This is a genomic window from Hyphomicrobiales bacterium (genome assembly GCA_002869065.1).
GTDB lineage: Bacteria > Pseudomonadota > Alphaproteobacteria > Rhizobiales > Rhodobiaceae > Rhodobium.
The window spans coordinates 333,217-355,078 of sequence record PKTR01000003.1 but is presented as its reverse complement, the minus strand read 5'-3'; the positions used below and the strand labels follow the sequence as shown (position 1 = coordinate 355,078).

Below are 21,862 nucleotides of genomic sequence, written 5' to 3'. Positions count from 1 at the left end.
GATCGCGTTTCCACCGAAATCCTCAAGAAACACCGGAGATCCCATGAAGACGACGAAAGCCATTCTTTTCGCCTGCGCCGCGATGGTCGCGCTGCCGGCGCTTCCTGCCGCAGCCGAACAGCTCGACGTTCCGGTGATGGAACATGCCGACGAGTTCACCGACACCTGCGCGTGGGGGAAGATCAAGGGCCTGAAGGCCGATGGCGACGGTTTCCTCGCCGTTCGCTCCGGTCCGGGCAGCACCTACCGCAAGCTCGACGAGCTCCACAACGACGATCCGGTGTGGATCTTCGACAAGCGGGGCAAGTGGATCGGCATCGTCTACGATACGCCGGGTCTGAGCTGCAATTCGACCGTTGACCGCCCCGTGCCCTATGACGGCCGCAAGGGCTGGGTGCACGAGAACTGGGTCGACCTCATCGCGGGGTAAGGCGGGATGTTCCGTTGCAGGTTGCCCCGTTCAGCCCCAAAGGGTGCGGCTCGGCGGCGCGATGATCGACCCCGCAAAGACGAGGCCGGGGTCGCGGTCGCGGGTCAGCAACAGCGGGCCGTCGAGATCGACGAAGTCGGCCTTGCCGGCGATCAGGCAGGCGGGTGCCATGGCGAGCGAGGTCGCCAGCATGCAGCCGATCATCACCTTGAAGCCGAGTCGGTCGGCCTCGGCGACCATGCGGCGTGCCTCGGTGATGCCGCCCGATTTGTCGAGCTTGATGTTGACGGCGTCGTAGCGGCTGGCGAGGGCGGCAAGGTCGCTTGCGACGTGAACGCTTTCGTCGGCGCAGACGGTGACGGGACGGTCGACGCGCGCCAGAAGGCCGTCATTGTCGGCCGGCAGCGGTTGCTCGATCAGCTCGACGCGGGCGGCGGCACAGGCCGCCATGTTGTCGGCAAAAGTCGTCTCGCTCCAGGCCTCGTTGGCGTCGACGATAAGGCGGGCATTCGGCGCGGCGCCACGAATGGCGGCAATGCGTGCGGCGTCGCCCTCGCCACCGAGCTTGACCTTGAGCAGGGGCCGGTCCGCCGCTTTCGCCGTGTCGGCGGCCATCTTTTCCGGCGTCCCGAGGCTGATCGTGAAGGCGGTCATGAGTTCCGTCGGCGCCGGGAGATCAAGGATCTGCCAGGCCGGCGTGCCGGATGCCTTTGCCTCGAGGTCGAGGAGGGCGCAATCGAGCGCGTTGCGCGCGGCGCCGGCCGGCAGCAGATCCTGCAGGGCTTTACGGCTGCAGCCGCCCTCGATCGCGTCACGCGCGCCCTCGATGGCCGTGACCACGCTGTCGATGGTCTCGCCGTAACGGGCATAGGGCACGCACTCGCCGTGGCCTTCATGGCGCCCTTCGCGGATCGTTACGACGATGACCTCGGCGCTCGTCTTGGTGCCGCGCGAGATGGTGAAGGTACCGGTGATCGGCCAGCTTTGATGTTCGACGTTCAGGGAGCGGGTCATGCGGCCGGCCCCATCGCGGCGATTTGGGCGACGATCTCCTCGACGCCGAAACGCACCGGGTCGGTCGCCGGCAGGGCGTGTTCCTCGGCGATACGGGCGAGCAACGCGCGGGCCTCGTCTTCGTCGAGCGCTGCCGTGTTCACGGCGATGCCGACCGGACGGATCTTCGGATTGGTGCGCTTGCCAAGCTGGATGGTCAGGTCGATGACGGCGCGAATGCTCGGCAGCGGGTGCTGCACGCCGCGCATGTTCTGGCGGGTCGGCTCGTGGCAGATGACGAAGGCGTCGGCCTGTGCGCCATGCAGGAGGCCGAGCGAGACGCCGGCAAAGGACGGGTGGAACAGCGAGCCCTGGCCCTCGATCACGTCCCAGTGGTCCGGGTCCGCTGCCGGCGCCAGCCATTCGACGGCGCCGGAGATGAAATCGGAGACGACGGCGTCGATGGCGATGCCACGGCCGGAAATGAAGATGCCGGTCTGGCCGGTGGCGCAGAAATCGGCATTGAGGCCGGCCTCCCGCATGCCGCGCTCAAGCGCCAGCGCGGTGTATTTCTTGCCGACCGAGCAGTCGGTGCCGACGGTCAGCAGCCGGCGGCCCGAGCGGGGGATACCCTTGCCGACCGAGAAGCTTTCGCGCGAATGGCGCACGTCGATGAGGCGGCGGCCATGGCGGCTGGCGGCCGCTGCGATGTCGGGATTGTCGGCGAGCCGCATGTGCAGGCCACTGGCGACGTCGAGGCCGGCTTCGATGGCTTCGACGATGGTGCCTACCCAGTTGTCAGGGAGAACGCCGCCGGCATTGACGGCGCCGACGATCATGGTGCGAACGCCGGCAGCCGCCGCTTCGGCGATGGTGATGTCGGGTAGTCCGGTGTCGGCGGCGCAACCGGGCAGGCGAAGTTGGCCGGTGCACCAGTCGCGGCGCCAGTCGACGATGCCAAGCGCGGTCTTGGCGGCAAGTGCGTCGGCGACGTCGCCGAGGAACAAAAGATAGGGATGGGCAATTTCCATGGCCGTAGGGCTCCGTGACCTCAAGGTGCGTGCCCGGTGCCCCGTACAGGCATCGATACCGCAGACGTGCTTCCCCGTTGGGAGGAGGTGGGGAATCAGTGCACTGCTGTCGGATTGCCTTTCGGGTGCGGGTTCGCGGCAATGATGAGACCATGCGCGATGCGGCTGTGCAACAGGTTCGAAAAAAGCGGCGGGGAATCAGGACTTTTTTCAGGTCCCGGGCCCACCTGGGGTGGACCTGCGTCCGTCATCCTCTCGACGCCGGTCGGCGGGAGACTGTACTAATGACCAAGGAAAACGCCGGATGATGCCGGCGCTTGCCGTTTCTGCGCGGACCGAACCGATATGAATGTTCACGCCGGCCAATACGCTCCCGACCTTCGCCTGTCCGGCGAGGGCGACCGTATTGCGGTCGTCGGCGAGTGGACGGTGGCGACCGCGGAGGTGGCAGAGCCACTGGTCGAGCGGCTCATTGCCGAGGCTCCGGCGGCGAACAGCCTCGACCTTTCCGGGATCGGCACGGTCGATACGGCGGGCGCCTGGCTGCTGTTCCGCCTGCGCGATGGTCTTGGCGCCTCCGGCCGGACGATTGCGTTCGCCGGGATCGATCCGCGCGAAATGCCGCTGTTCGAGGAAATCGCCGACCACAAGCCGGTCGAGCCGGAGGCGCCGGCACGACGCAATCCGATCAGCGCCGGTCTGGAGCGTATCGGGCGTCTGGCCAACAACACTTGGCAGGACGCGATCGACATTCTCGACATTCTCGGTGCGTTCAGCGCCGGGCTCGCGACCTGTCTGGTGACGCTGCGCCGCCTGCGCTTCACCTCTATCGTCAATCAATTCGATCTGGCCGGCCTGCGCGCCGTGCCGATCGTCATGCTGATGTCGTTCCTGATCGGCGGCATCATCGCCCAGCAGGGCGCATTCTATCTGCGCTCCTTCGGCGCCGATCTGTGGGTCGTCGATCTGGTCGGCGTTCTGGTGCTGCGCGAACTCGGTGTGCTGCTGACCGCGATCATGGTCGCCGGCCGTTCGGGCAGTGCGATCACGGCCGAGATCGGCTCGATGAAGATGCGCGAGGAAATCGACGCGCTCTATGTGATCGGCCTTCGGCCGGTCGAGGTGCTCGTTATTCCGCGCATTCTCGGGCTGATGCTGGCGTTGCCGGCGCTGACCTTCCTGTCCGACCTAGCGGCTCTGCTCGGCGCGGGGATGATGACGGCGGTCTATCTCGACCTGCCGCTCAATGCCTTCTTCGCCCGGCTGCAGGAGGCGGTGACGTTCGACACGCTGATCGTCGGGCTCGTCAAGGCACCGATGATGGCGCTGATCATCGGGCTGATCGCGGCGTCGGAAGGTCTGAAAGTTGCCGGCAGCGCGGAATCTCTTGGCCGCCAGACCACGGTTTCGGTGGTCAAGGCGATCTTCATGGTGATCGTCGTCGACGGCCTGTTCGCCATCTTCTTTGCAGCGATCGACATGTAGGGGCGGATGACCATGGGAACCGTACAGCGCCGACCGATCCGCCCCGATGCCGAACCGATCCTGTCGATCCGCGATCTGGTCGTCGGGTTCGGCGACCATCTCGTGCTGGACGATCTCGACCTCGATGTCTATCCGGGCGAGATTCTCGGCTTCGTCGGCGGCTCCGGTACCGGCAAGACGGTGTTGATGCGGGCGATTCTCGGTCTGCTGCCGATGCGCGAGGGCTCGGTCGAGGTGTTCGGCGTGCCGTTCGATGCAAGGGACGTTGCCGAGCGCAGCTCGATCGGTCAGCGTTGGGGCGTCCTCTTTCAGCACGGCGCGCTGTTTTCCTCGCTGACCGTGCGCCAGAACATTCAGGTGCCGATGCGCGAGCATCTGTCGCTGTCGGACCGGCTGATGGACGAGCTGGCGCTCTTGAAGCTGGAGCTGGTCGGTCTTTCAGCCGATGCGGCGGACAAATATCCGTCCGAATTGTCGGGTGGTATGATCAAGCGAGCCGGCCTTGCCCGTGCGCTGGCGCTCGATCCGGAGCTGTTGTTCCTCGACGAGCCGACCTCGGGGCTCGACCCGATCGGTGCGTCGGAGTTCGATGATCTGATCGGAAAACTGCGGGATACTTTGGGTTTGACCGTCTACATGGTAACCCATGATTTGGACAGCCTTTATACAGTTTGCGACAGAATCGCCGTTCTCGGGAACAAGAAGGTTCTCGTGACCGGCACGTATGAAGAGCTGAGAACCTACGATCACCCCTGGGTGCACGCCTATTTCGGCGGCACGCGGGCAAGACGCATCGGGGCTTGAGGACGGAATGGAGACACGCGCGAATTTTGTTGCGATCGGCGCCTTCGTTCTGGCGGTTCTGTTCGCCGGCTTTGGCTTCGTCTACTGGCTGTCGAACACGTCCGACACCAAGTCGAGCAGCGAGGTCGTCATCGTTTTCGACGGCACGGTGACCGGACTCGGCATCGGCGGGCAGGTGCTGTTCAACGGCATCAAGATCGGCGACGTCGCCAGGATGTCGCTCAATCCGGAAGACCCGAACAAGGTTCTGGTGCTTGCCCGGGTCGACAACACGGTGCCGCTGAAGACCGATACCAAGGCCGAGCTCGGTTATCAGGGCCTGACCGGCGTTGCCCACATTCAGTTGAAGGGTGGCTCTCCGGACGCCAAGTCGCTGTTCGACACCGATGGGACGCCGGTGATCCAGGCGGATATGTCGGCGTTCGAAAACCTCATCGAGGGCGCGCAGACGCTGCTTGCCAAGGCAAATACGACGCTCGACGCGGTCGAGAAAATCGCCACCGAGAACAAGGAGTCGATCTCGACGACGGTGAAGAATGTCGAGAAGTTCTCCGACGCGCTGGCCAAGAACAGCGATGGCGTCGACACATTCCTCGCCGACGTGGCGGAGGCCGCACGCACGGTGTCGGGTCTGTCCGGACGTATCGAGAGCTTCGTCGAGAAGGCCGAGAGCCTCGTTACCGCGGTCGATAGCGAGAAGGTCGGCAAGGTGATCGACAACGCCGTCACCGTTTCCGACAAGCTGGCGGCGGCATCGGGCGATGTCGACGCGGTGATTGCCGATATCCGCAAGGCGGCGGGGGATCTCTCGGCATTCGGCGAAAACATCAACGAGACGCTCGCCAAGGTGGATGCGATCGTCACCGATGTGGATCGCGACGCACTGAAGAAGGTGGTCGCCAATGCCGAAGAGGTGTCGAACCGGATCATGGCGCGGGCCGACGATTTCGACGCCATGATGACCAATGCGAAAGGCGCGGTGGACGATGTGCGCGGGTTCACCTCGGGGCTCGAGAAGAACAAGGAAGACATCGACAGCATCGTCAAATCGGCGCGGCAGTTCGCCGACCGTATCAACGGCACCGGCGAACGCCTCGACAATCTGCTGGTCAAGCTCGACGACATGATCGACGCTGACGGCAAGGGCTTCATCACGGAGGCGACGGAAGCGGCGCGCTCGATCGCCAAGGCGGCGTCGGCGTTCGAGAAGCGCGCCGACAATATCGCCGCCGGTCTCGAACGGTTTTCGACGCGGGGTCTGCGCAACGTCGAAGCGGTTGTCGGACAAACTCAACGCACGCTCAGCGTAATCGAGCGGGCATTCTCCAATCTTGAGCGGGATCCGAGCCAGATTATCTTCGGTGGATCAAGTACACCGCAATACCGGCCGCGACGGCGTTAACGAAACGCGGCGTACATTTGTGGTAAATTGGCAGCAGGTTGAAAAAGAGGCACTGCATCGCGGCGCTATCCGCCAAAGGGCATTTGACGTCCCGGCAGGGACGATGCTTTTGTGTAGAAGGCGACGCGGGACGGCCGTAGGGGCATGAGCGTGATTAAAAGAGCTTTGGGAAGCGCGATGATCGCGGTTCTGCTCGGTGGCTGTGTAGGCGGCCTCGGGCCGAAGACGCCTGCCTCCATTTACGATCTCGATGCGCCGCGCTCGTTCAAGGATGTGCGCGGCAGCACGCAGGCCCAGATCCTCATTCCGGTTCCAAGCGCGGTAAAGGCGCTCGACACCGATGCGATAGCAGTCAAATCCGACGGCACCGTCATCACCTATTTTTCCGGTGGCCAGTGGTCCGACCGGCTGCCGGTTCTGGTGCAGGCCCGCGTCATCGAGGCGTTCGAGAATTCCGGTCGCGTGCGTGCCATCGGCCGCCCTGGCGAAGGTCTGCTGATCCACTACCAGATCTCGACCAATGTGCGGGCGTTCCAGCTCGAGGTCGACGGCGGCTCGCAGGGCGTCGTCGAAATCGCCGCCAAGATCATCAACGACCGCAACGGTCGTGTGGTGGCGACGCGCACCTTCCGCGCCGCGGTTCCGACCGGAGGCGACAGCATCGATCCGGCGGTCAAGGGCCTCGACGCCGCGCTTCACAGCGTGCTGGTCGAACTGGTCGAATGGGTCCTCGTGCGGATCTGATTTTTCTATTCGTTTGAATGTATGGGCGTCTGGCCGTGTGCCGGAGGACTTGGTGCGCCGGTTGTCGCGACGGATGCCGCTGCTGCCACTCGTTCTGTCGTGTCTCCAGACGCAAACAAAACGGGCGCTTCCCGGTGAAGGAAGCGCCCGTTTTCGTTTCAGTGCCAGCCAGCTCGGCTGTGGTCTCTTTGTTTAGTCGAGGCGGCCGCTTGCATGCGCCAGCATGGTGTAGACCTTGCCGGTGTCGGAGGTCAGGTAGGTCTGGCTCAGCATGTTGTCGCGATCGTTGCGCGAGACCTCGTCGATCAGCGACTCGAAGTCACCGATGTAGCGGTCGACGGCGCTGCGGAACTCCGGATCGCGGCTGTACTTGCGGCGGATCTCGTCGAACGTCTGCTGGCCCTGCAGGGTGTAGAGCCGGCGGGTGAAGACGTTGCGTTCGCCGCGCTGGTAGCGCTGCCACAGATCGACGAAGGCGTCGTTGTCGATCGCCCGGGCGATATCGACCGAGAGCGAGTTCAGCGACTCGACCATGTGCAGCGGCGAGCGTTCGGTGACCACCTGGCGGGCCTGACGGTCACTGGCACCGCGGCCGCTCTGGGCGGTCTCGCCGTTCTGCGAGGCGCGGTGCAGCAGGTCGCTGACCCAGCCGCGCTGTTCGCCGTCGTCAGCGGCCGGCGCGCTCGGGCGGCGGTCGTAGTCGAGCGACGGTGCAGGGCGCTGCGGCTGGCTGCGAGCCGGTTCCGGAGCGGGCTTGCGCAGCGTCGGTGCGGCGGCGGCAGGCGCCGGGCGGGCCGGCTGCGGGGCGGCCGGGCGCGGGGCGCTGCGGGCAGCCGAGGCGGCCTGGGCGCGTTCCTGCTTCGCCGGCTGGGCGACGTCGAAGGAGCCGGCCTGACGGGCAACGATCTCGGAGAGTTCGTTGAGCGCGCGAATCTGCTCGGACACCACCTTGCGCATGGCGGAGGTGCTTTCCTGCGTTTCCTTCGGCAGCTCGAAGATACCGCGCTTCATCTCATCGCGGGTCTGCTGCAGTTCGCCACGCATCTCGCGGGCGATCTCGCTCATGCGGGAGCTCGCTTCGGTGAACCGTTCGGACGCCTCGGCGACCGCCTGGTTCATCTCGCGCAACATGTCGGACTGGGCCGAACGGACCGCTTCCTGAGCACGCTGGCCTTCGAGGCCGGCGGTCACGCGCATCGACTCGAACTGTTCGGAGACGGTGCGGGCCGCGGTTTCGGCGCTCTCGGCAAGCAGGCCGGCGACGTCGCGCGAGCGGGTTTCGGCATCTTCCAGCGTCGAGGAAATGACGTTGGTGAAGGAGCCGAGCACGGCGCCCATGGCTTCCGACTTCTCCTGCAGGTCGCGGGCGATGGCATCGATGGCCGCGCGGCGGTCTTCGATGGTCGTTTCCGCGGTGCGGTTGCTGTCTTCCAGCATGCGGGCGGCGTCGGTCAGCGTGCGGCCGTGCTCCTCGAAGCGGGCGGCAATGCGGGCAACGTCGCCAAGCACCGAGTCGGATACCGAGCGAAGCTGGGTGACCTGTTCGGAGATGACGCTGCTTGAGGTGTTGGTGTCGTCCACGGCGCGATCGATGGCCGAGCGGAATTCGCCGGCACGGCGGGCGAGCTTGTTCTCGATTTCGGCGAGGTTCTCACCGGCATTCGAGAGCACGTCCTGCAGCGTGAGATTGGACGATTCCAGGCGGCCGAGGATGTCGCCGACCTCGTTCTGGAGGCGATCGTTGGTGCTGCCGAGGGCGGCCAGCGTCTTGCCGCTGGTTTCCTCGAGAGTGCGCACGATCGCGTCGCCGGTTTCGGACAGTGCCTTGGTCGCATCGACGCTCTGGCGGGCGATGCTGTCAGTAATGTCGCGGCCCTTGACGGACAGCGCGTTGACGATGGCGTCGCGGATTTCGGAGACCTTGCCGGACAGGTCGCGGCTGCGCGTTTCGAGCGCCTCCACGAGGCCGCCGCCCTGGCTTTCGATGATTGCCGCCAGTTCCGCGGTGCGGGCGCCGAACAGGGTGTTGAGTTCGGCGGAACGCTCGCGCAGATCGTCGGTGACGGTGCGGCTGCGGTTGACCAGGGTGTGTTCCAGGCTGGCCGCCGAGCGGGTGAGTTCGTCGGTTGCCGAGCCGACGCTGTCGAGCAGCGACTGGCGGGCCTTGTCGCCTTCCTCGCGAACGCGATCCGCGGCTTCGGCGATGGTTCCCTGGAGCTTGCTGAGGGCATCCTCGGCGCCGCCGGACAGCACGTCGTTGAGTTCGGTGATGGCCTTGGCGAGCGCTTCGCGGACGCGGCCGCTTTCGCTGGTCAGGCCGGCCGACAGTGCCTTGGTGGTGTGCGTCAGCAGGGTGTGGATGCGATCGCTTTCCTCGGTCAGGCCGCCGGACAGTTCGCCGATGGTGGAGGTCAGCAGGGTGCGGACGTCCTCGGCTTCGCGGGTCATGTTGCCGGTCAGCGCGCCAACGGTATCGACGAGGATCTGGCGGGCACGCTCGCTCTCGCCGGACAGGGCGCCGGTGGCTTCGGTCAGCGCCGAGATCACCGATTGGCGCGCGCGCTCGCTCTCGCTGGCGACGCGGTCGGCCGCTTCACGCAGCGATGCGGACAGGTCCTCGCGGGCCTTGCCGGTTTCGCCGGCCAGCGTCGCGGAGATGTCGGCCAGCTTGCCGCCGAGCATCTGCTCCAGTTCGCCGCCGCGGGTTTCGAGCGTCTCGGCGACCTCGAAGACCTTGGAGCCGATCGACATGTTGATGTCGGCGATGCGGTCGGCAAGCATGTCGGTGAGTTCGGTGGTCTGACGAGACAGCACGTCGCCGACGCCGGCGAGCCGGTTGTCGAGGGCTGCCGCCATCTCGTTCTGGCCCTCGGCGAAGACATGCGCCAGCTCGCGGGTGCGTTCGATGAGCGTCTCGCTGATGTTGCGGGCGCGGGCGTCGAGCGCTTCGTCGATCTTGCGGGTGCGAGTATCCATCGTCTCGACCAGCAGGTCGGCCTTGCGGGTGACGGAATCCGCCGCGGTGTCGACGCGTTCGCCGATCGAGCGGTCGAATTCGTCGAGGCAGGCGTTGATGGTCGCCTCGATATTGGTGGTGCGGTCGGAGAGGGCGGCGCCGATGGCGGTCGCCTTTTCCTCGAACGTACTGGCAAGCGCAACCGAGCGCTCGTCGAACACCGAGCCCAGTTCCACCGTGCGCTCGCGCAGGGCGTCGCTCATGGTGGCGAAGCGCGTGTCGAGCAGGCTGTCGATCTGGTCGGCATGGCCGGCCAGCGCACTGACGATCTCGGTGCCGCGAACGTTGACGATGCGGTCGAGGTCGTTGAGGCGACCGTCGAGTTCGCCGCGCAGGATGTCGGCGTGCGAGTCGAGCGCCGAGGCGAACTGGGCGCCGGCGTCGCCGATCTGCTCGGTCACGCGGCTCGAACGCTCGTTGATGAGTTCGGCGATGCGCACGCCGGCATTGCCGAGCTTGTCGGCCAGTTCGACGGTGCGTTCGTCGAGCGAGCGGTCGATCTCGCCGGTGGTCGTGTCGAGCACGGACTTGAAGGTGCCGAGGCGGGCGTCGAGCAGCGAGCCGAGGCGTTCGCCGGTCTCGCCGAGCTTGGCGTCGAGTTCCTCGCCGTTGATGGTGACCGTCTGGTAGATGCTGTCGCCGGTGGCGGCAATGCGGTCGGCCAGTTCACCGCCACGCGAGGTGATGGTGTCGGCGATGCGGGTTGCGGTCTCGTCGAGCTTCTCGGTGAGCTCGCTGCCGCGCAGCGACATGTCGACGAGCAGCGACTCGCCGGTGCCGCGCAGAAGGTTGGCAAGCTCTTCGGAACGCAGCGCGACGTTGTCGAGGATTTCCTCGCTGCGGACGTTGAACAGCTCGGCGGTGTCCTGCGAACGCTGGGCGAAGGCCTCGTCGAGATCGCGGCCGATGCGGACCATGGTCTCGCCGACCTCGTTGGAGCGGCCGGTGATCAGTTCGACGACCTGCGCGCCAGTGACCGACAGGTTCTCGTCGAGGGCGTTGACCCGGGCGGCAAGCGCGTCGAGCAGGTTGGCGGCGGTGTCGTTGAGGGCTGCGGTGACTGCACCGCTGCGGTCGGTGAGCGCCTCGAAGATGGCCGTCGTGGCCTGATTGAGCTCATCGCTGACGGCACCGGTGCGCGAGGCAAGCGCGGCGGCGATCTCGTCGCTGCGGCTGGCCAGAAGCTCAAGGATGGAGGCCGACGTGTCGCCGAGATTGTCGCCGATGGCGTTGGAGCGGGCTTCAAGCGCTTCGCGGACTTCCGCGGTGCGGTCCTCAAGAGCGGCCAGGATGCCGGCCGATGTGTCGGTCAGGGTCTCGCCAACGGCGCTGGAGCGCGCCTCAAGGGCATCGCTGATGGCGTTGCTGCGGGCGTCGAGGGCGGCGATGATATTGCCGGTGCGGGTATCGAAGCTGAGGCTGATTTCCTCGCTGCGGTCGCCGATGGCCTGGACAACAGCCGCGGCCGCGTCGGCCATGCGGTTGTCGATGTCGCGGCTGCGCTCGTCGAGCGTGGCGGCAAGCGAGTCGCTCGCCATGGTGATCGCATCGGCGAACTTCTCACGGCGGCTCGAAAGCTGCTCGAGGAAGTCATGGCTGCGCTCGGCCAGTTCGCTGAGGATGGCTTCGCCGTCGGAATTGAGGCGGCCGGTCAGGTTCGAGGCGTCCTCGCCGAAGGAGGTCGAGAAGGACGAGGTGATCGCGCGGACCTGTTCGGTGAGATCGGAGCCGGCGGCATCGAGATCACGCGAGAAATCGCTGTGGGCGCCGGCGATTGCCGAGCGGACCTTTTCGGCATTGCTGACGATCGCTTCGCGCTGCAGGGCGAGTTCCTCGATCATCGAGCGGATGCGCAGCTCATTGTCGTTATAGGAGCGCTCGAGCGAGGCCACTTCATTGTGGACCATCACTTCGAGCTCGCTGGCACGCGCAAGCGCACGCTCCACGCCGTCGCCCATGGCGGCGACTTCGCGGCGGATGGCCTGGCCGACGGAGACGACGGATTCCTTCGCAACGCCTTCGGGTTCGGCAAGGCGCAGGGCGACTTCCGTCATCGAACGCGCGACGAGGCGCATTTCCTGCGAGCGCCAGATCATGACGGCCATGACCCAGAAGAAGACCACCGGCACGACGATGGCGATCAGGGTGCCGATCAGGTGCGGCGCGGCCAGAAGCGCGTCGACGCTGTTGATCGAGGTCAGCTCGCTGCCGAAGGACAACCAGGCGATGCCGATGCCGGCGGAGACCCAGACCAGGGAGAAGACGAGGGCGATCCAGAACGGCGCCGAAGACGGGCGACGCTGCAGGGAATAGACGAGATTGCCGATGGCACGACGGTCGTCATTGGCGGCGACGCCGGAACGGCCGCGGCCGCGACGGCGCGGCTTTACATCGAGCTCGGGCTCTTCCGAGTCCTTGCTGGTGTTCGATGCCGCGGGCGGAGCCACAGGCGGAGACTGAGTCACGGAAGCGCCTTCTTCAGGGCCTCCGAAGTCAAGCTTCAACGCCTCTTCAACCGCGCTCAGAGCAACGTCAGCCGGATCGGTCGATTTCGGGGAATTGGTCGCCATAGTCGTCAGTCGCCTCACGTCCGTACTCGATACACACCGGTCGCACTAGCCGGAATGAAAACCGAAATTGTGGAGAGACGCAGACCGTCCGAACAGGAAAACCCGTTGTCCGAACACCCCAACTGGCTGTTAACTATTACCAGTCGGAGCGTAGCCTCCCTCCATAGTGCCGCACTCTTCATGGTAATGGGAGATTACGTTAAAATGAACAACAAACTCGCGGATCTCCATTTAATTTAAAAAATGGTTAACGCGTTTGGCGGGGTGGAACATGACGGATAAAGCCATGGCGGGAAAGGAAGAAGGGGGCAAATCTTCGGTAGCCGGCAAGGTTACCGAGGCGTCTCATCGGCCGAGCGAGGTACAGCGCAAGTATCTTGCCCGCGGCCTCGATCATGCGGGCGGAAAATTGCCTCTGTTCGACGGCGACGGCCAGGCGTTTGCCGCGAAGACGATCCGGGCCTGCATCACGCATGGCTGGGCAGAGCCGTGGTTTGCCAATCCGACCAAGCCGGACTGGCTGGTCTGCAAGCTGACGGCGGCCGGTTACACGGTGCTGGGCGCAGACGTGCCGTCCCATCTCGCGGACGGTTAGCGGGGCTGCTGCCGACCCGGCGTTGGCCCGTGGCCGATCCGCCACATCGGGCCGGCATTTACCCGCCGTTTAGGCTGAGGTGAGGAAAAACCCTCCGCCGGTCGCCTTTGTCGCAAATTTAACATGATTTTGGCCTTTCCCCACGACACTTCAATGTGCGGGAACAGTTGCATCTCGACTGTGCGCTCCCGGGTTCAGACAGTGGGAAAGGCTAGGTTATGGCCCTTGTTGGTATGATTGATGCGCGTGCGCTGGGTTCAGGCGCGGTGGAAGGCAGCATGTCGCGACCGGTCGATCTGGTCCATCTGGCACGTCACACGCTGGGCAATCGCGATCTTGAGCGCGAAGTGCTGCAGCTCTTCGTCCGTCAGTCGGGCGTTTATCTGGATCGCCTGCGTTCCTCGGCGACCGCCGCGGCCTGCCGTGCCGCTGCCCACACGATCAAGGGCTCGGCCCGTGGTATCGGTGCCTGGCAGGTTGCCGAAGCGGCCGAACTGGTCGAAGCCAATGTTCATGACGACGGCGTCGAAGCAGCGCGCCTTGCGGCCCTGCAGGAAAGCGTCGACGTTACCAACCGCTACATCGAGTCGGTGCTGTCCGAACTCTGATCTCGCGCGCTTTCGGGCATGCCGCGGGAACAGGCGGCAATGCCCGGCGCGGGTGCGGGTGTGGCGCCATGATGCGCCACGATGCGCTTGACCTTGGCGCAGGAGGGTTTATGTCGGGGGCAAACCGGCGAAACTCTCTGTGAAAAAGGTTGTTCATGCCCAAGATCACTTTCATTGCGTTCGATGGGAACGCACACGAAGTCGAGGCCGAAGTCGGCTCGACGGTGATGGAAAACGCCATCCGCAATGCCGTGCCCGGCATCGAGGCGGAATGCGGCGGCGCTTGCGCCTGCGCGACATGCCATGTCTATGTCGATGACGCCTGGTCGGATAAGACCGGCTCGCCGTCGACGATGGAAGAAGACATGCTCGACTTCGCCTATGACGTGCGTCCGACCTCGCGGCTCTCCTGCCAGATCAAGGTGACCGACGATCTCGACGGTCTCGTCATCCGCGTTCCCGAACGCCAGGCCTAAATCGCGCACGCGGTTATGCGGGCCTATGCGCTCGTATCCTGATCCCTGCCCGGTTCGCCGATGCCGGCGCGCATGGCTGCAATCACGCGTTGCGTGAGGGCGAGGAACTGACGGCGCTCGGCGTCGTCGAGATCCGACAGCGCCATGGCGTTCTGCGCCGCGGCGGCCTCGGTCGCCGGCGCTTCCAGGGCGCGGGCCTTTTCCGTCAGATTTACCGACTGGGCTCTGCCGTCGTCCGGATGCGGGCGGCGGACGATCAGCCCGTCGCGCTCCATGCGCGCCAGCGTGTTGGCCATCGTCGCCTGTTCGACATCGAGGCGGGCGACCAGTTGTTTCTGCGTCAGCCCGTCTTCCTGCCACAACTCCAGCAGCGTCATGAATTGCGCCGGCGCCAGGCCAAGCGGCTTGATCCGCGCGGCCAGGCCGGTCGCGAACAGCCGTGCCATGTGGTTGGCGAGGTATCCCGCCGATCTGGTCCTGTCGAAGCTCATGCTCGCATCATGGCGCTTGCATAGTGTGCTATGCAACAATATATAGCATGCTATGTTATGTTTCGGATGGAGCGAATGATGAAAAGCGCTGTGGTGCGAATGCATGGAATTGCGGGCGGTCTGGCGATGGTCGCCATCGCGACGTTCTGGGGCGCGACGGTGGTTTCCGAAGTGCTCGGCAATGAAGCAGCGATAGCGTCCGTTAAACAAGGGATTCTCTGGGGGATGGCGGTGCTGATCCCGCTGCTGATCGCGACCGGTGCGAGCGGCGTGCGGCTCGGTGGCAAATGGAAGAGCCCGGCGATTGTCGCCAAGAAGCGGCGGATGCCGTTCATTGCACTGAACGGTGTTCTCGTTCTGGTGCCGTCAGCGGTGTTTCTCGCCATGAGGGCGGGCGAGGGAAACTTCGATGCCGCCTTCTACGGCGTGCAGGCGCTGGAGCTTGCGGCGGGTGCCGCGAATCTCGTCCTGCTCGGGCTCAATATGCGCGATGGGTTGCGGCTGCGCGCGCGCCGAAAAGCTGTGTGACGGAGGTCCATCACGCGGCGATTGCGAGGCTCCTCAAGGCAGTCATGCCTGCAAACTGACGCAGGTCACTGCAGGGTGTTTTCTCCGACGGTTAAGTGCGTTAAGCATCAGCCGGCCGCTGAGCCGAAAAAGACCGGGAGGAAGACCATGTCGCAGCCGATTGAAACCGATGTCGTGATCGTTGGAGCAGGGCCGGTCGGTCTGTTCGCGGTGTTCGAGCTCGGTCTTCTCGACCTCAAATGCCACCTGGTCGACATTCTCGACAAGGTCGGCGGCCAATGCGCCGAACTCTATCCGGAAAAGCCGATCTACGACATTCCGGGCTGGCCGGAAATTTCGGGCCAGGGCCTGGTCGAGAAGCTGATGGAGCAGATCGAGCCGTTCCATCCCGAATTCCATCTCGGCCAGATGGTCGAAAGCCTGCAGAAGCAGGATGGCGGCTTCGTCGTGACGACGGACGCCGGCACGGTGTTCCACGCCAAGGTGGTGGTGATCGCGGCCGGCGGCGGCTCGTTCCAGCCGAAGCGCCCGCCGATCAAGGGCGTCGAGGAATATGAAGGCACGTCGGTGTTCTACGCCGTGCGCAAGATGCAGGATTTCGCCGACAAGGACATCCTGATCGTCGGCGGCGGCGACTCCGCGCTCGACTGGACGCTTAACCTGCAGCCGATCGCCAAGAGCGTGACGCTTGTGCACCGGCGGCCGGAATTCCGCGCCTCGCCGGATTCGGTCAACAAGATGAAGGCGCTCGCCGCCGACTGCAAGGTGACCTTCCATGTCGGCCAGGTGACTGCGCTTGAGGGCGAAGGCGGCGCGCTGACCGGCGCGAAGGTGAAGACGGCCGAGGCAGAAGAGCACGTCACCTGCACCCACATGCTGCCGTTCTTCGGGCTCACCATGAAGCTCGGTCCGGTTGCCGAGTGGGGCCTCAACCTGCACGAAAACCTGATCCCGGTGGATACCGAGAAGTTCGCCACCTCGCATGAGGGCATCTATGCCATCGGCGACATCAACTGGTATCCGGGCAAGCTGAAGCTGATCCTGTCGGGCTTCCACGAGGCGGCGCTGATGGCGCAGGCGGCGAAGAAGCACATCAGCCCGGATGAGCGGGTGGTGTTCCAGTACACCACGTCGTCGACCAATCTGCAGAAGAAGCTCGGCGTTAAGTAGGACGCGATCCGCGCCTGACGGGTCGCAAGGAGAAGCGTTTGGTCAGCGGATTCTATCGCCGGCATATCAGCCCGTATGTGGTCAACGCGGTGTGCTCGTTCCCGAAGCTCACCGAGCAGCGCGAGCTTGTCGTGCCGCAGGCCGAGGGCGTCGTCGTCGAGATCGGCATCGGCACCGGGCTGAACCTCGTCCACTACGATCCCGAGCGGGTGCGCCACGTGATCGGCGTCAACCCGTCTGACGGGCTGACGTCGCTCGTTGATTTCTCCCGCCTGCACGGCGACATATCCGGCGAGCTGGTCGAGGAATCGGCTGAAGCCATGTCGCTCGAGAGCGGCACGGCGGACACCATCGTCGTCACCTACACGATGTGCTCGATCCCCGATATCGCGGCGGCCGTTTCCGAGATGCGGCGGGTGCTGAAACCCGGTGGGCGGCTGCTCTTTTGCGAGCACGGGCGGGCGGACGATCCGCGCACCGCGCGCTGGCAGGACCGGCTCAACCCGATCTGGCGGTCGATGGCGCAGGGCTGCCACCTCAACCGTCGGCCGGGCGAACTGCTCGAAGAGGGCGGGTTCACGCTGGAAGACGCGCACCGCTATCCGCTTGTCGGCGTGCCCTCGATCATCGGCTTCCACCACATCGGCACGGCGCGGCCGAGGTAGGATTTTTTCGCGAGATCTACTCCGCCGGCATTGACTGCGGAGCGGTGCGCGGCGCCGGGTGCCAGGCGAGTTCGCGGCCCGGCTCCGGGTGGCGCGGGATCATGCGGGCAAGCACCAGCGAGCCGACCGCCATGGCGGCGCCGATCAGGAACACAGCCGCCGGCGAGACCAGCCAGATGAGCCCGAAGGCGGCGGGGATGACCACCGCGGCGATGTGGTTGATGGTGAAGGCAACGCCGGTGGTCGGCGCGATGTCGGCCGGGTCGGCGATCTTCTGGAAATAGGTCTTCATGGCGATCGCCAGCGCGAAGAAGGCGTGGTCGATCACGTAGAGCGCGGCGGCGATCGTCGCGTTGGTGACGAAGGCATAGGCGACGAAGACGCCGATCAGTCCGACATACTCAAACGTCAGCGCGTTGCGTTCGCCGAAGCGGCCGATGGCCGAGCCGATCTTCGGCGCGAACAGCATGTTGACGATGCAGTTGATGAGGAACAGGCCGGAGACGTGGTGCACGTCGTAGCCGAATTTCTCGACCATCATGAAGCCAGCGAAGACCGTGAAGATCTGCCGCCGCGCGCCGCCCATGAAGGTCAGCGCGTAGTAGAGCCAGTAGCGCTTGCGAAAGACCAGCTTCTTTCGCTGCGGCACGCCTTCCTTGAAGTGCGGGAAGGCGATCCACAGCAGGGTGGCGACGACCAGCGTGCCGAGGCCGGCGATCAGGAACACGCTCTGGAACGACCAGTTGAAGGTCTGCCAGCCGAAGAAGATGAGGCCGTAGGCGATCAGCTGCGCGAAGGCGCCGACGGCCATGATCTGGCCCATCTTCCTGGGCGCCTCGTCCTTCGCCAGCCATTGCAGCGACAGCGACTGGTTCATCGTCTCGTAGAAGTGAAAGCCGATCGACATCACCATGGTGGTGAAGATGAGGCCCCAGAAACTCGGCAGATAGCCGGTCAGCGCGACGCCGATGCCAAGCAGCAGCAGTGACACCAGCGCGAGCGTCTGTTCGCGCATAATCAGCAGCACGAAAACGGCCGTAAACGACAGGAAGCCGGGGATCTCGCGCACCGACTGCTGGATGCCGATTTCCTTGCCGGTGAAGCCGACCGCGTCGACGGCGAAATTATTCAACAGCGTCCACCAGGTGGCGAACGACAGCTGCATCACGGCGGCCATGATCATCAGCATCGCCGCCGGGCTCCGCCAGCCCGTTGCGGGCGGCGAGAGGGGGGTGCCGGGGGTGGTGTGCTGCTGCGACATGAAAGTTCCGGATGCTTGAGTTCCTCAGAGCCAACAGATAATCGTTTTCAATGGCGACGTGTTAGCCGCTATTTGCCAATAAATGTCGGAAAGGCGTCAAATGTTCGAGCATGCCACGCATCCCGAGATGTTTTTGCCGCCGCCGCATGACGATGTGCGCGCGGTGGTGGCCTATGCGCGCGACCGCGACAGCGCCGAGGTGAACCCGCCGCACACCCATGATCGCGGTCAGCTGTTGCACATCATCTCGGGGTCCATGTCGGTCGACACCCAGTCGGGCACCTTCATCGTGCCGCGCGAGCGGGCGGTGTGGATTCCGGCCGGCGTGGTGCACGGTACACGCACCCACTCGCTGACGGCGCTACGCACGATCTATGTGCGTCCCGAGGCGGCGCCGCATCTGCCCGGTGCGCCGACCGTGGTGCAGGTCTCGCCACTTTTGCGCGAATTGATCCTTGCCCTGATGGCGCGGCCGCGCGCCTATGAAGAGGACGGCGCTGATGGCCGGCTGGTCGCGGTGCTGCTCGATCAGATCGCGGCGTCGGTCAGCGCGCCGCTGCATCTGCCGATGCCGGACGAACCGCGCCTGCGCGCGGTTGCCGAAGCCTTGCGTGACGATCCTGGCGATCCGCGTGGCATTGCCGATTTCGCGGTACTCGCCGCCGTTTCGGTGCGCACCTTCGAGCGGCGGTTCCGCAAGCAGACGGGGCTGACGGTCAGAGCCTGGCGGCGGCAGGCGAAACTCCTGAAAGCGCTCGAACTGCTCGCCGATCAGATGCCGGTGACGCTGGTTGCGGAAAAGCTCGGCTATGAGAGCCCGAGCGCCTTCATCGCGCTGTTCCGCGAGTCCTTCGGCATCAGCCCGGGGCGGTATTTTCGAAGCTGATGGCGTTTTCGCGATGACCCTGTAGGATGCCGTCACGCTTTCTCCCGGCGCATGCCAGAAAATCCGGAACCTTCCTCATGGACACCTTCGCTGCGGACCAACCGCGCGCGCAGTTTCGTCATTCCCTGTTCGACGACGTCCAGGGGCTTGCCTTCGGCGTCCTGATGACGGCGTTCAGCGTCGTTTTGCTCAAATCGGCAGGGCTGGTGACCGGCCAGATCGCCGGGCTGGCGGTGCTCATTTCATATGCGAGCGGCTGGGGCTTCGCGCCGGTCTTTTTCGTCTTGAACATTCCGTTTTACGCGCTTGCCCTGAAGCGGCGCGGCGCGCGGTTCACGCTCTATACGCTGGCGGTGGTCGCCGGGCTTTCGGCGGTTACGGCGCTGTTGCCTATGGCGATCTCGTTCAATCACCTCGATCCCTGGCTGGCGGCTTTGCTGGCCGGATGTTGCGCTGGCGTCGGCCTGATCGCGCTGTTTCGCCATGGTGCGAGCGCGGGAGGGCTCGGCATCGTTGCGCTGATCGTGCAGGAAAAGACCGGTTTCCGCGCCGGCTGGTTTCAGCAGGCGTTCGATGCGGTGTTGTTTGCCGCCGCCTTCTTCGTTCTCGATCCTGTAGCGGTGTTCATTTCGCTGTTTGGCGCCTTTGTTCTCAACGCGATCATTGCCCTCAATCACCGCCCGGAGCGCTATCCGGTCAGCCTTTGATCAGAAGCGGTCGTTCCGCGAGTCCTTCGGCATCAGCCCGGGGCGGTATTTCCGAGGGTGATGCGCGCGGCCGGGGCATGGTCAACAAAGAGTTAACGCCTTTTCGCGTATGGACGCTGTGCAGCAGGGGTGTTGCGGGCGCGCCGTTGAGCGTTGGCGCCGTCGCCGACCAGCCGTGCGAACAGCGGAAATTTTGCCGCAATTGCACGCGAAAGGATCGGGCGAGGCGCCGCGTCGACGGGCCGCAGAACGGACGGATGACAGATCATGAAATACGGTTTCCTTCTCGCCGGGTTCGGCATTGCGGCCGCGGCGATGTCGCTCGGTGTGACGCCGGCTGCGGCGGCGAATGCCTGCCCTCCGAAGAAGCTTTCGGAGATCCTCGCGCCGGCGAAAAAGGGCAGCATGGCGATCGCCATCAATTGCGATGTGAAGCTCGATCCGAAGGCCGTGGTGACCAAGCGGCTGGTGTTCAACGGCCCGGCGTCGTCCGGCGTCACCTTCGATTGCAACGGCGCGACCATCGACGGCACCAAGGCGGGCAAGCAGGACACGATCATCATCCAGTCGAAACGTACCGGCAAGAAGCCGGGCGCGGCGACCTGGGAGCGGCCGGAAAACAACACCATCAAGAACTGCACGGTGAAGGGCTCGATCCGTGTCATCGGCATGGGCGTCAACGGCGAGGACGAGTTCGTCAAGGCGTCGTCGCACGCAAAGGGCCATACGGAGCGCGCGCAGGCCGCCGCACCGACCGGCATTCGCGTGCACAACTCGACCATCGAGGCGTTCAAGCGCACCGCGATCTATCTCGCGCCGGGCGTCACGCGGTTCACGCTGACGCATTCGAAGATCCTTGGTCGCAGCAATGGCCACGCCATCTATCTCGACGCGGAAACGGCGCACAACACCTTTCGCAACAACCGCATCGCGGTGAAGACGGAGTATCGCGAGACGGTCGCGATCGACGGCTCGGCGGACAATGTGTTTGCCGGTAACTCGTTCTCGGCGCTTGAGAACGGCGGCATCTACATCTACCGCAACTGCGGCGAGGGCGGCACGGTGCGCCACCAGGAGCCGCGCCGCAACCGGATCATCAACAACTCGTTCTATTACGACAAATCCATCGGCCATAATCTGTCGGTGAAGAACTGGCTGACCGGCTCGTTCAACGCGACCGGCAAGGTGCCGGCGATCTGGCTTGCTTCGCGCAACGGAGTGCAGCCGTGGTGCGGCGCCGACAGCAAGTTCGGCTTTGGCACCGGTGTCAACGACAAGGATATGGCGCGCGACAACGTCGTGGCGCACAACCAGATCGTCAAGCTCGATGCCGGTTACATGATCGAGGTCGACGAGAAGCCGAACGAGGTGTTCGGCAACCGCTCGGTGAAGGCGCCGGAACGCGGTAAGTCGGGCTGCTATGTCTCCGGCGCGCTGCCGCGGCCCTACCTCGCCGACGGGCAGAGCGCGGCGAAGTTCCAGCGCAAGGGCAAGGCGGTTTGCACCGGTATGCAGGTCATCTGTGACGACGGCGAGCTGGTGACGAAGAAGGTCGCGTGTCGGTAGGGGGCGAAGTTTTTTCGCTCACGGCTGCGCGCGGACTGCCGTCCGCTAGCCTCCGCGAGGGCGCCCTGACCGGGCGGCGGCCGGTCGGCCTTGCGAACCCTCCGGGTTCGGTGAGTGCTCGTAACGACGGCGTTTGTACCGCGATTGCCACACACTCCGCGTTGCTCCGGCCTTGAGCCGGGGCCCATTGCCCATCTTGGGACGGTATGCCGGTGGCGGGGTGCCGCCGGCTCACCAAAGGCACCGCGTCATCCTCCGGCTCGACCGGAGGATCGTCCGGCGTAATGCACGGCTCTGAGGTTTGGCGCCGTTTCCCTTCAGTCGCGTCTAAGCAAAATAGCGTTTTCCCACGCGTGTGGAGAGCGATCCTCCGGTCGAGCCGGAGGATGACGCGGTGCGGAAAAGGAGTTCACTGTGCGGATGGCTGCCGCCGC

At 64.8% G+C, this 21,862-nt stretch carries 19 protein-coding genes; 14 read left to right on the top strand and 5 right to left on the bottom strand.

Translation table 11 applies throughout. The features are described from left to right. Window positions 1-43 precede the first annotated feature (43 nt). Window positions 44-430 (top strand): SH3 domain-containing protein, encoded by a 387-nt coding sequence (locus C0606_12410; GenBank protein ID PLX37287.1) that lies wholly within the window; start codon window positions 44-46, stop codon window positions 428-430. Window positions 431-460: 30 nt separating this feature from the next. Here C0606_12410 and C0606_12405 read toward each other — a convergent pair whose 3' ends face one another. Together C0606_12405 and C0606_12400 are read right to left on the bottom strand one after the other, a co-directional pair. Further along, entirely contained in the window at window positions 461-1,444 is a 984-nt protein-coding gene (locus C0606_12405) for a dipeptide epimerase (GenBank protein ID PLX37286.1), read from the bottom strand. Beyond that, window positions 1,441-2,454: a DUF1611 domain-containing protein gene (locus C0606_12400; GenBank protein PLX37285.1), complete on the bottom strand. Its 1,014-nt coding sequence runs from the start codon at window positions 2,452-2,454 to the stop codon at window positions 1,441-1,443. The genes C0606_12405 and C0606_12400 overlap by 4 nt, the downstream gene beginning before the upstream one ends. 345 nt (window positions 2,455-2,799) lie before the next feature. Here C0606_12400 and C0606_12395 point away from each other — a divergent pair, with 345 nt between their 5' ends. From C0606_12395 to C0606_12380, 4 genes are all read left to right on the top strand, one after another. Next, a complete protein-coding gene (locus C0606_12395; protein PLX37284.1) occupies window positions 2,800-3,939 on the top strand; it encodes an ABC transporter permease in 1,140 nt (379 codons plus the stop codon). A gap of 6 nt (window positions 3,940-3,945) precedes the next feature. Continuing rightward, window positions 3,946-4,743, top strand: coding sequence for an ABC transporter ATP-binding protein (locus tag C0606_12390; protein PLX37283.1), 798 nt, complete (start codon window positions 3,946-3,948; stop codon window positions 4,741-4,743). A gap of 7 nt (window positions 4,744-4,750) precedes the next feature. Further along, on the top strand, window positions 4,751-6,145 hold the full coding sequence (locus tag C0606_12385; GenBank protein PLX37282.1) for a hypothetical protein: 1,395 nt from the start codon (window positions 4,751-4,753) through the stop codon (window positions 6,143-6,145). 144 nt (window positions 6,146-6,289) lie between these two features. Then, window positions 6,290-6,889 carry an ABC transporter gene (locus tag C0606_12380; GenBank protein ID PLX37281.1) on the top strand — a complete coding sequence of 200 codons (600 nt, stop codon included), beginning with the start codon at window positions 6,290-6,292 and terminating at the stop codon, window positions 6,887-6,889. 192 nt (window positions 6,890-7,081) lie between these two features. Here C0606_12380 and C0606_12375 read toward each other — a convergent pair whose 3' ends face one another. Further along, window positions 7,082-12,475: an antitoxin gene (locus tag C0606_12375; GenBank protein PLX37280.1), complete on the bottom strand. Its 5,394-nt coding sequence runs from the start codon at window positions 12,473-12,475 to the stop codon at window positions 7,082-7,084. Between the two features lie 286 nt (window positions 12,476-12,761). On the opposite strand from C0606_12375, the gene C0606_12370 reads away from it, so the two are divergent. From C0606_12370 to C0606_12360, 3 genes are all read left to right on the top strand, one after another. After that, the gene (locus C0606_12370) at window positions 12,762-13,070 is read left to right on the top strand and encodes a hypothetical protein (GenBank protein ID PLX37279.1); all 309 of its coding nucleotides are present in this window, start codon (window positions 12,762-12,764) and stop codon (window positions 13,068-13,070) included. A 218-nt stretch (window positions 13,071-13,288) separates the two neighbouring features. Continuing rightward, window positions 13,289-13,678, top strand: coding sequence for an Hpt domain-containing protein (locus tag C0606_12365; protein PLX37278.1), 390 nt, complete (start codon window positions 13,289-13,291; stop codon window positions 13,676-13,678). A 155-nt stretch (window positions 13,679-13,833) separates the two neighbouring features. Then, entirely contained in the window at window positions 13,834-14,154 is a 321-nt protein-coding gene (locus tag C0606_12360) for a 2Fe-2S ferredoxin (protein PLX37277.1), read from the top strand. 23 nt (window positions 14,155-14,177) lie between these two features. Here C0606_12360 and C0606_12355 read toward each other — a convergent pair whose 3' ends face one another. After that, window positions 14,178-14,645: a MarR family transcriptional regulator gene (locus C0606_12355; GenBank protein PLX37276.1), complete on the bottom strand. Its 468-nt coding sequence runs from the start codon at window positions 14,643-14,645 to the stop codon at window positions 14,178-14,180. Between the two features lie 78 nt (window positions 14,646-14,723). On the opposite strand from C0606_12355, the gene C0606_12350 reads away from it, so the two are divergent. The 3 genes from C0606_12350 to C0606_12340 all read left to right on the top strand — a co-directional run bounded on the left by C0606_12350 (window position 14,724) and on the right by C0606_12340 (window position 17,008). Then, complete coding sequence (locus C0606_12350; protein PLX37275.1) at window positions 14,724-15,173, top strand: hypothetical protein; 450 nt, start codon at window positions 14,724-14,726, stop codon at window positions 15,171-15,173. Between the two features lie 147 nt (window positions 15,174-15,320). Then, a complete protein-coding gene (locus C0606_12345) occupies window positions 15,321-16,343 on the top strand; it encodes a ferredoxin--NADP(+) reductase (protein ID PLX37274.1) in 1,023 nt (340 codons plus the stop codon). 14 nt (window positions 16,344-16,357) lie between these two features. After that, window positions 16,358-17,008, top strand: a complete 651-nt coding sequence (locus C0606_12340) for an SAM-dependent methyltransferase (GenBank protein PLX37273.1) — start codon at window positions 16,358-16,360, stop codon at window positions 17,006-17,008. Window positions 17,009-17,024: 16 nt separating this feature from the next. Here C0606_12340 and C0606_12335 read toward each other — a convergent pair whose 3' ends face one another. Beyond that, complete coding sequence (locus C0606_12335; GenBank protein ID PLX37343.1) at window positions 17,025-18,191, bottom strand: MFS transporter; 1,167 nt, start codon at window positions 18,189-18,191, stop codon at window positions 17,025-17,027. A gap of 160 nt (window positions 18,192-18,351) precedes the next feature. On the opposite strand from C0606_12335, the gene C0606_12330 reads away from it, so the two are divergent. From C0606_12330 to C0606_12320, 3 genes are all read left to right on the top strand, one after another. Continuing rightward, window positions 18,352-19,155 carry an AraC family transcriptional regulator gene (locus C0606_12330; protein ID PLX37272.1) on the top strand — a complete coding sequence of 268 codons (804 nt, stop codon included), beginning with the start codon at window positions 18,352-18,354 and terminating at the stop codon, window positions 19,153-19,155. A 77-nt stretch (window positions 19,156-19,232) separates the two neighbouring features. Further along, window positions 19,233-19,862: a YitT family protein gene (locus C0606_12325; GenBank protein ID PLX37271.1), complete on the top strand. Its 630-nt coding sequence runs from the start codon at window positions 19,233-19,235 to the stop codon at window positions 19,860-19,862. 267 nt (window positions 19,863-20,129) lie between these two features. Next, on the top strand, window positions 20,130-21,428 hold the full coding sequence (locus C0606_12320) for a hypothetical protein (protein PLX37270.1): 1,299 nt from the start codon (window positions 20,130-20,132) through the stop codon (window positions 21,426-21,428). Window positions 21,429-21,862: the final 434 nt, after the last annotated feature.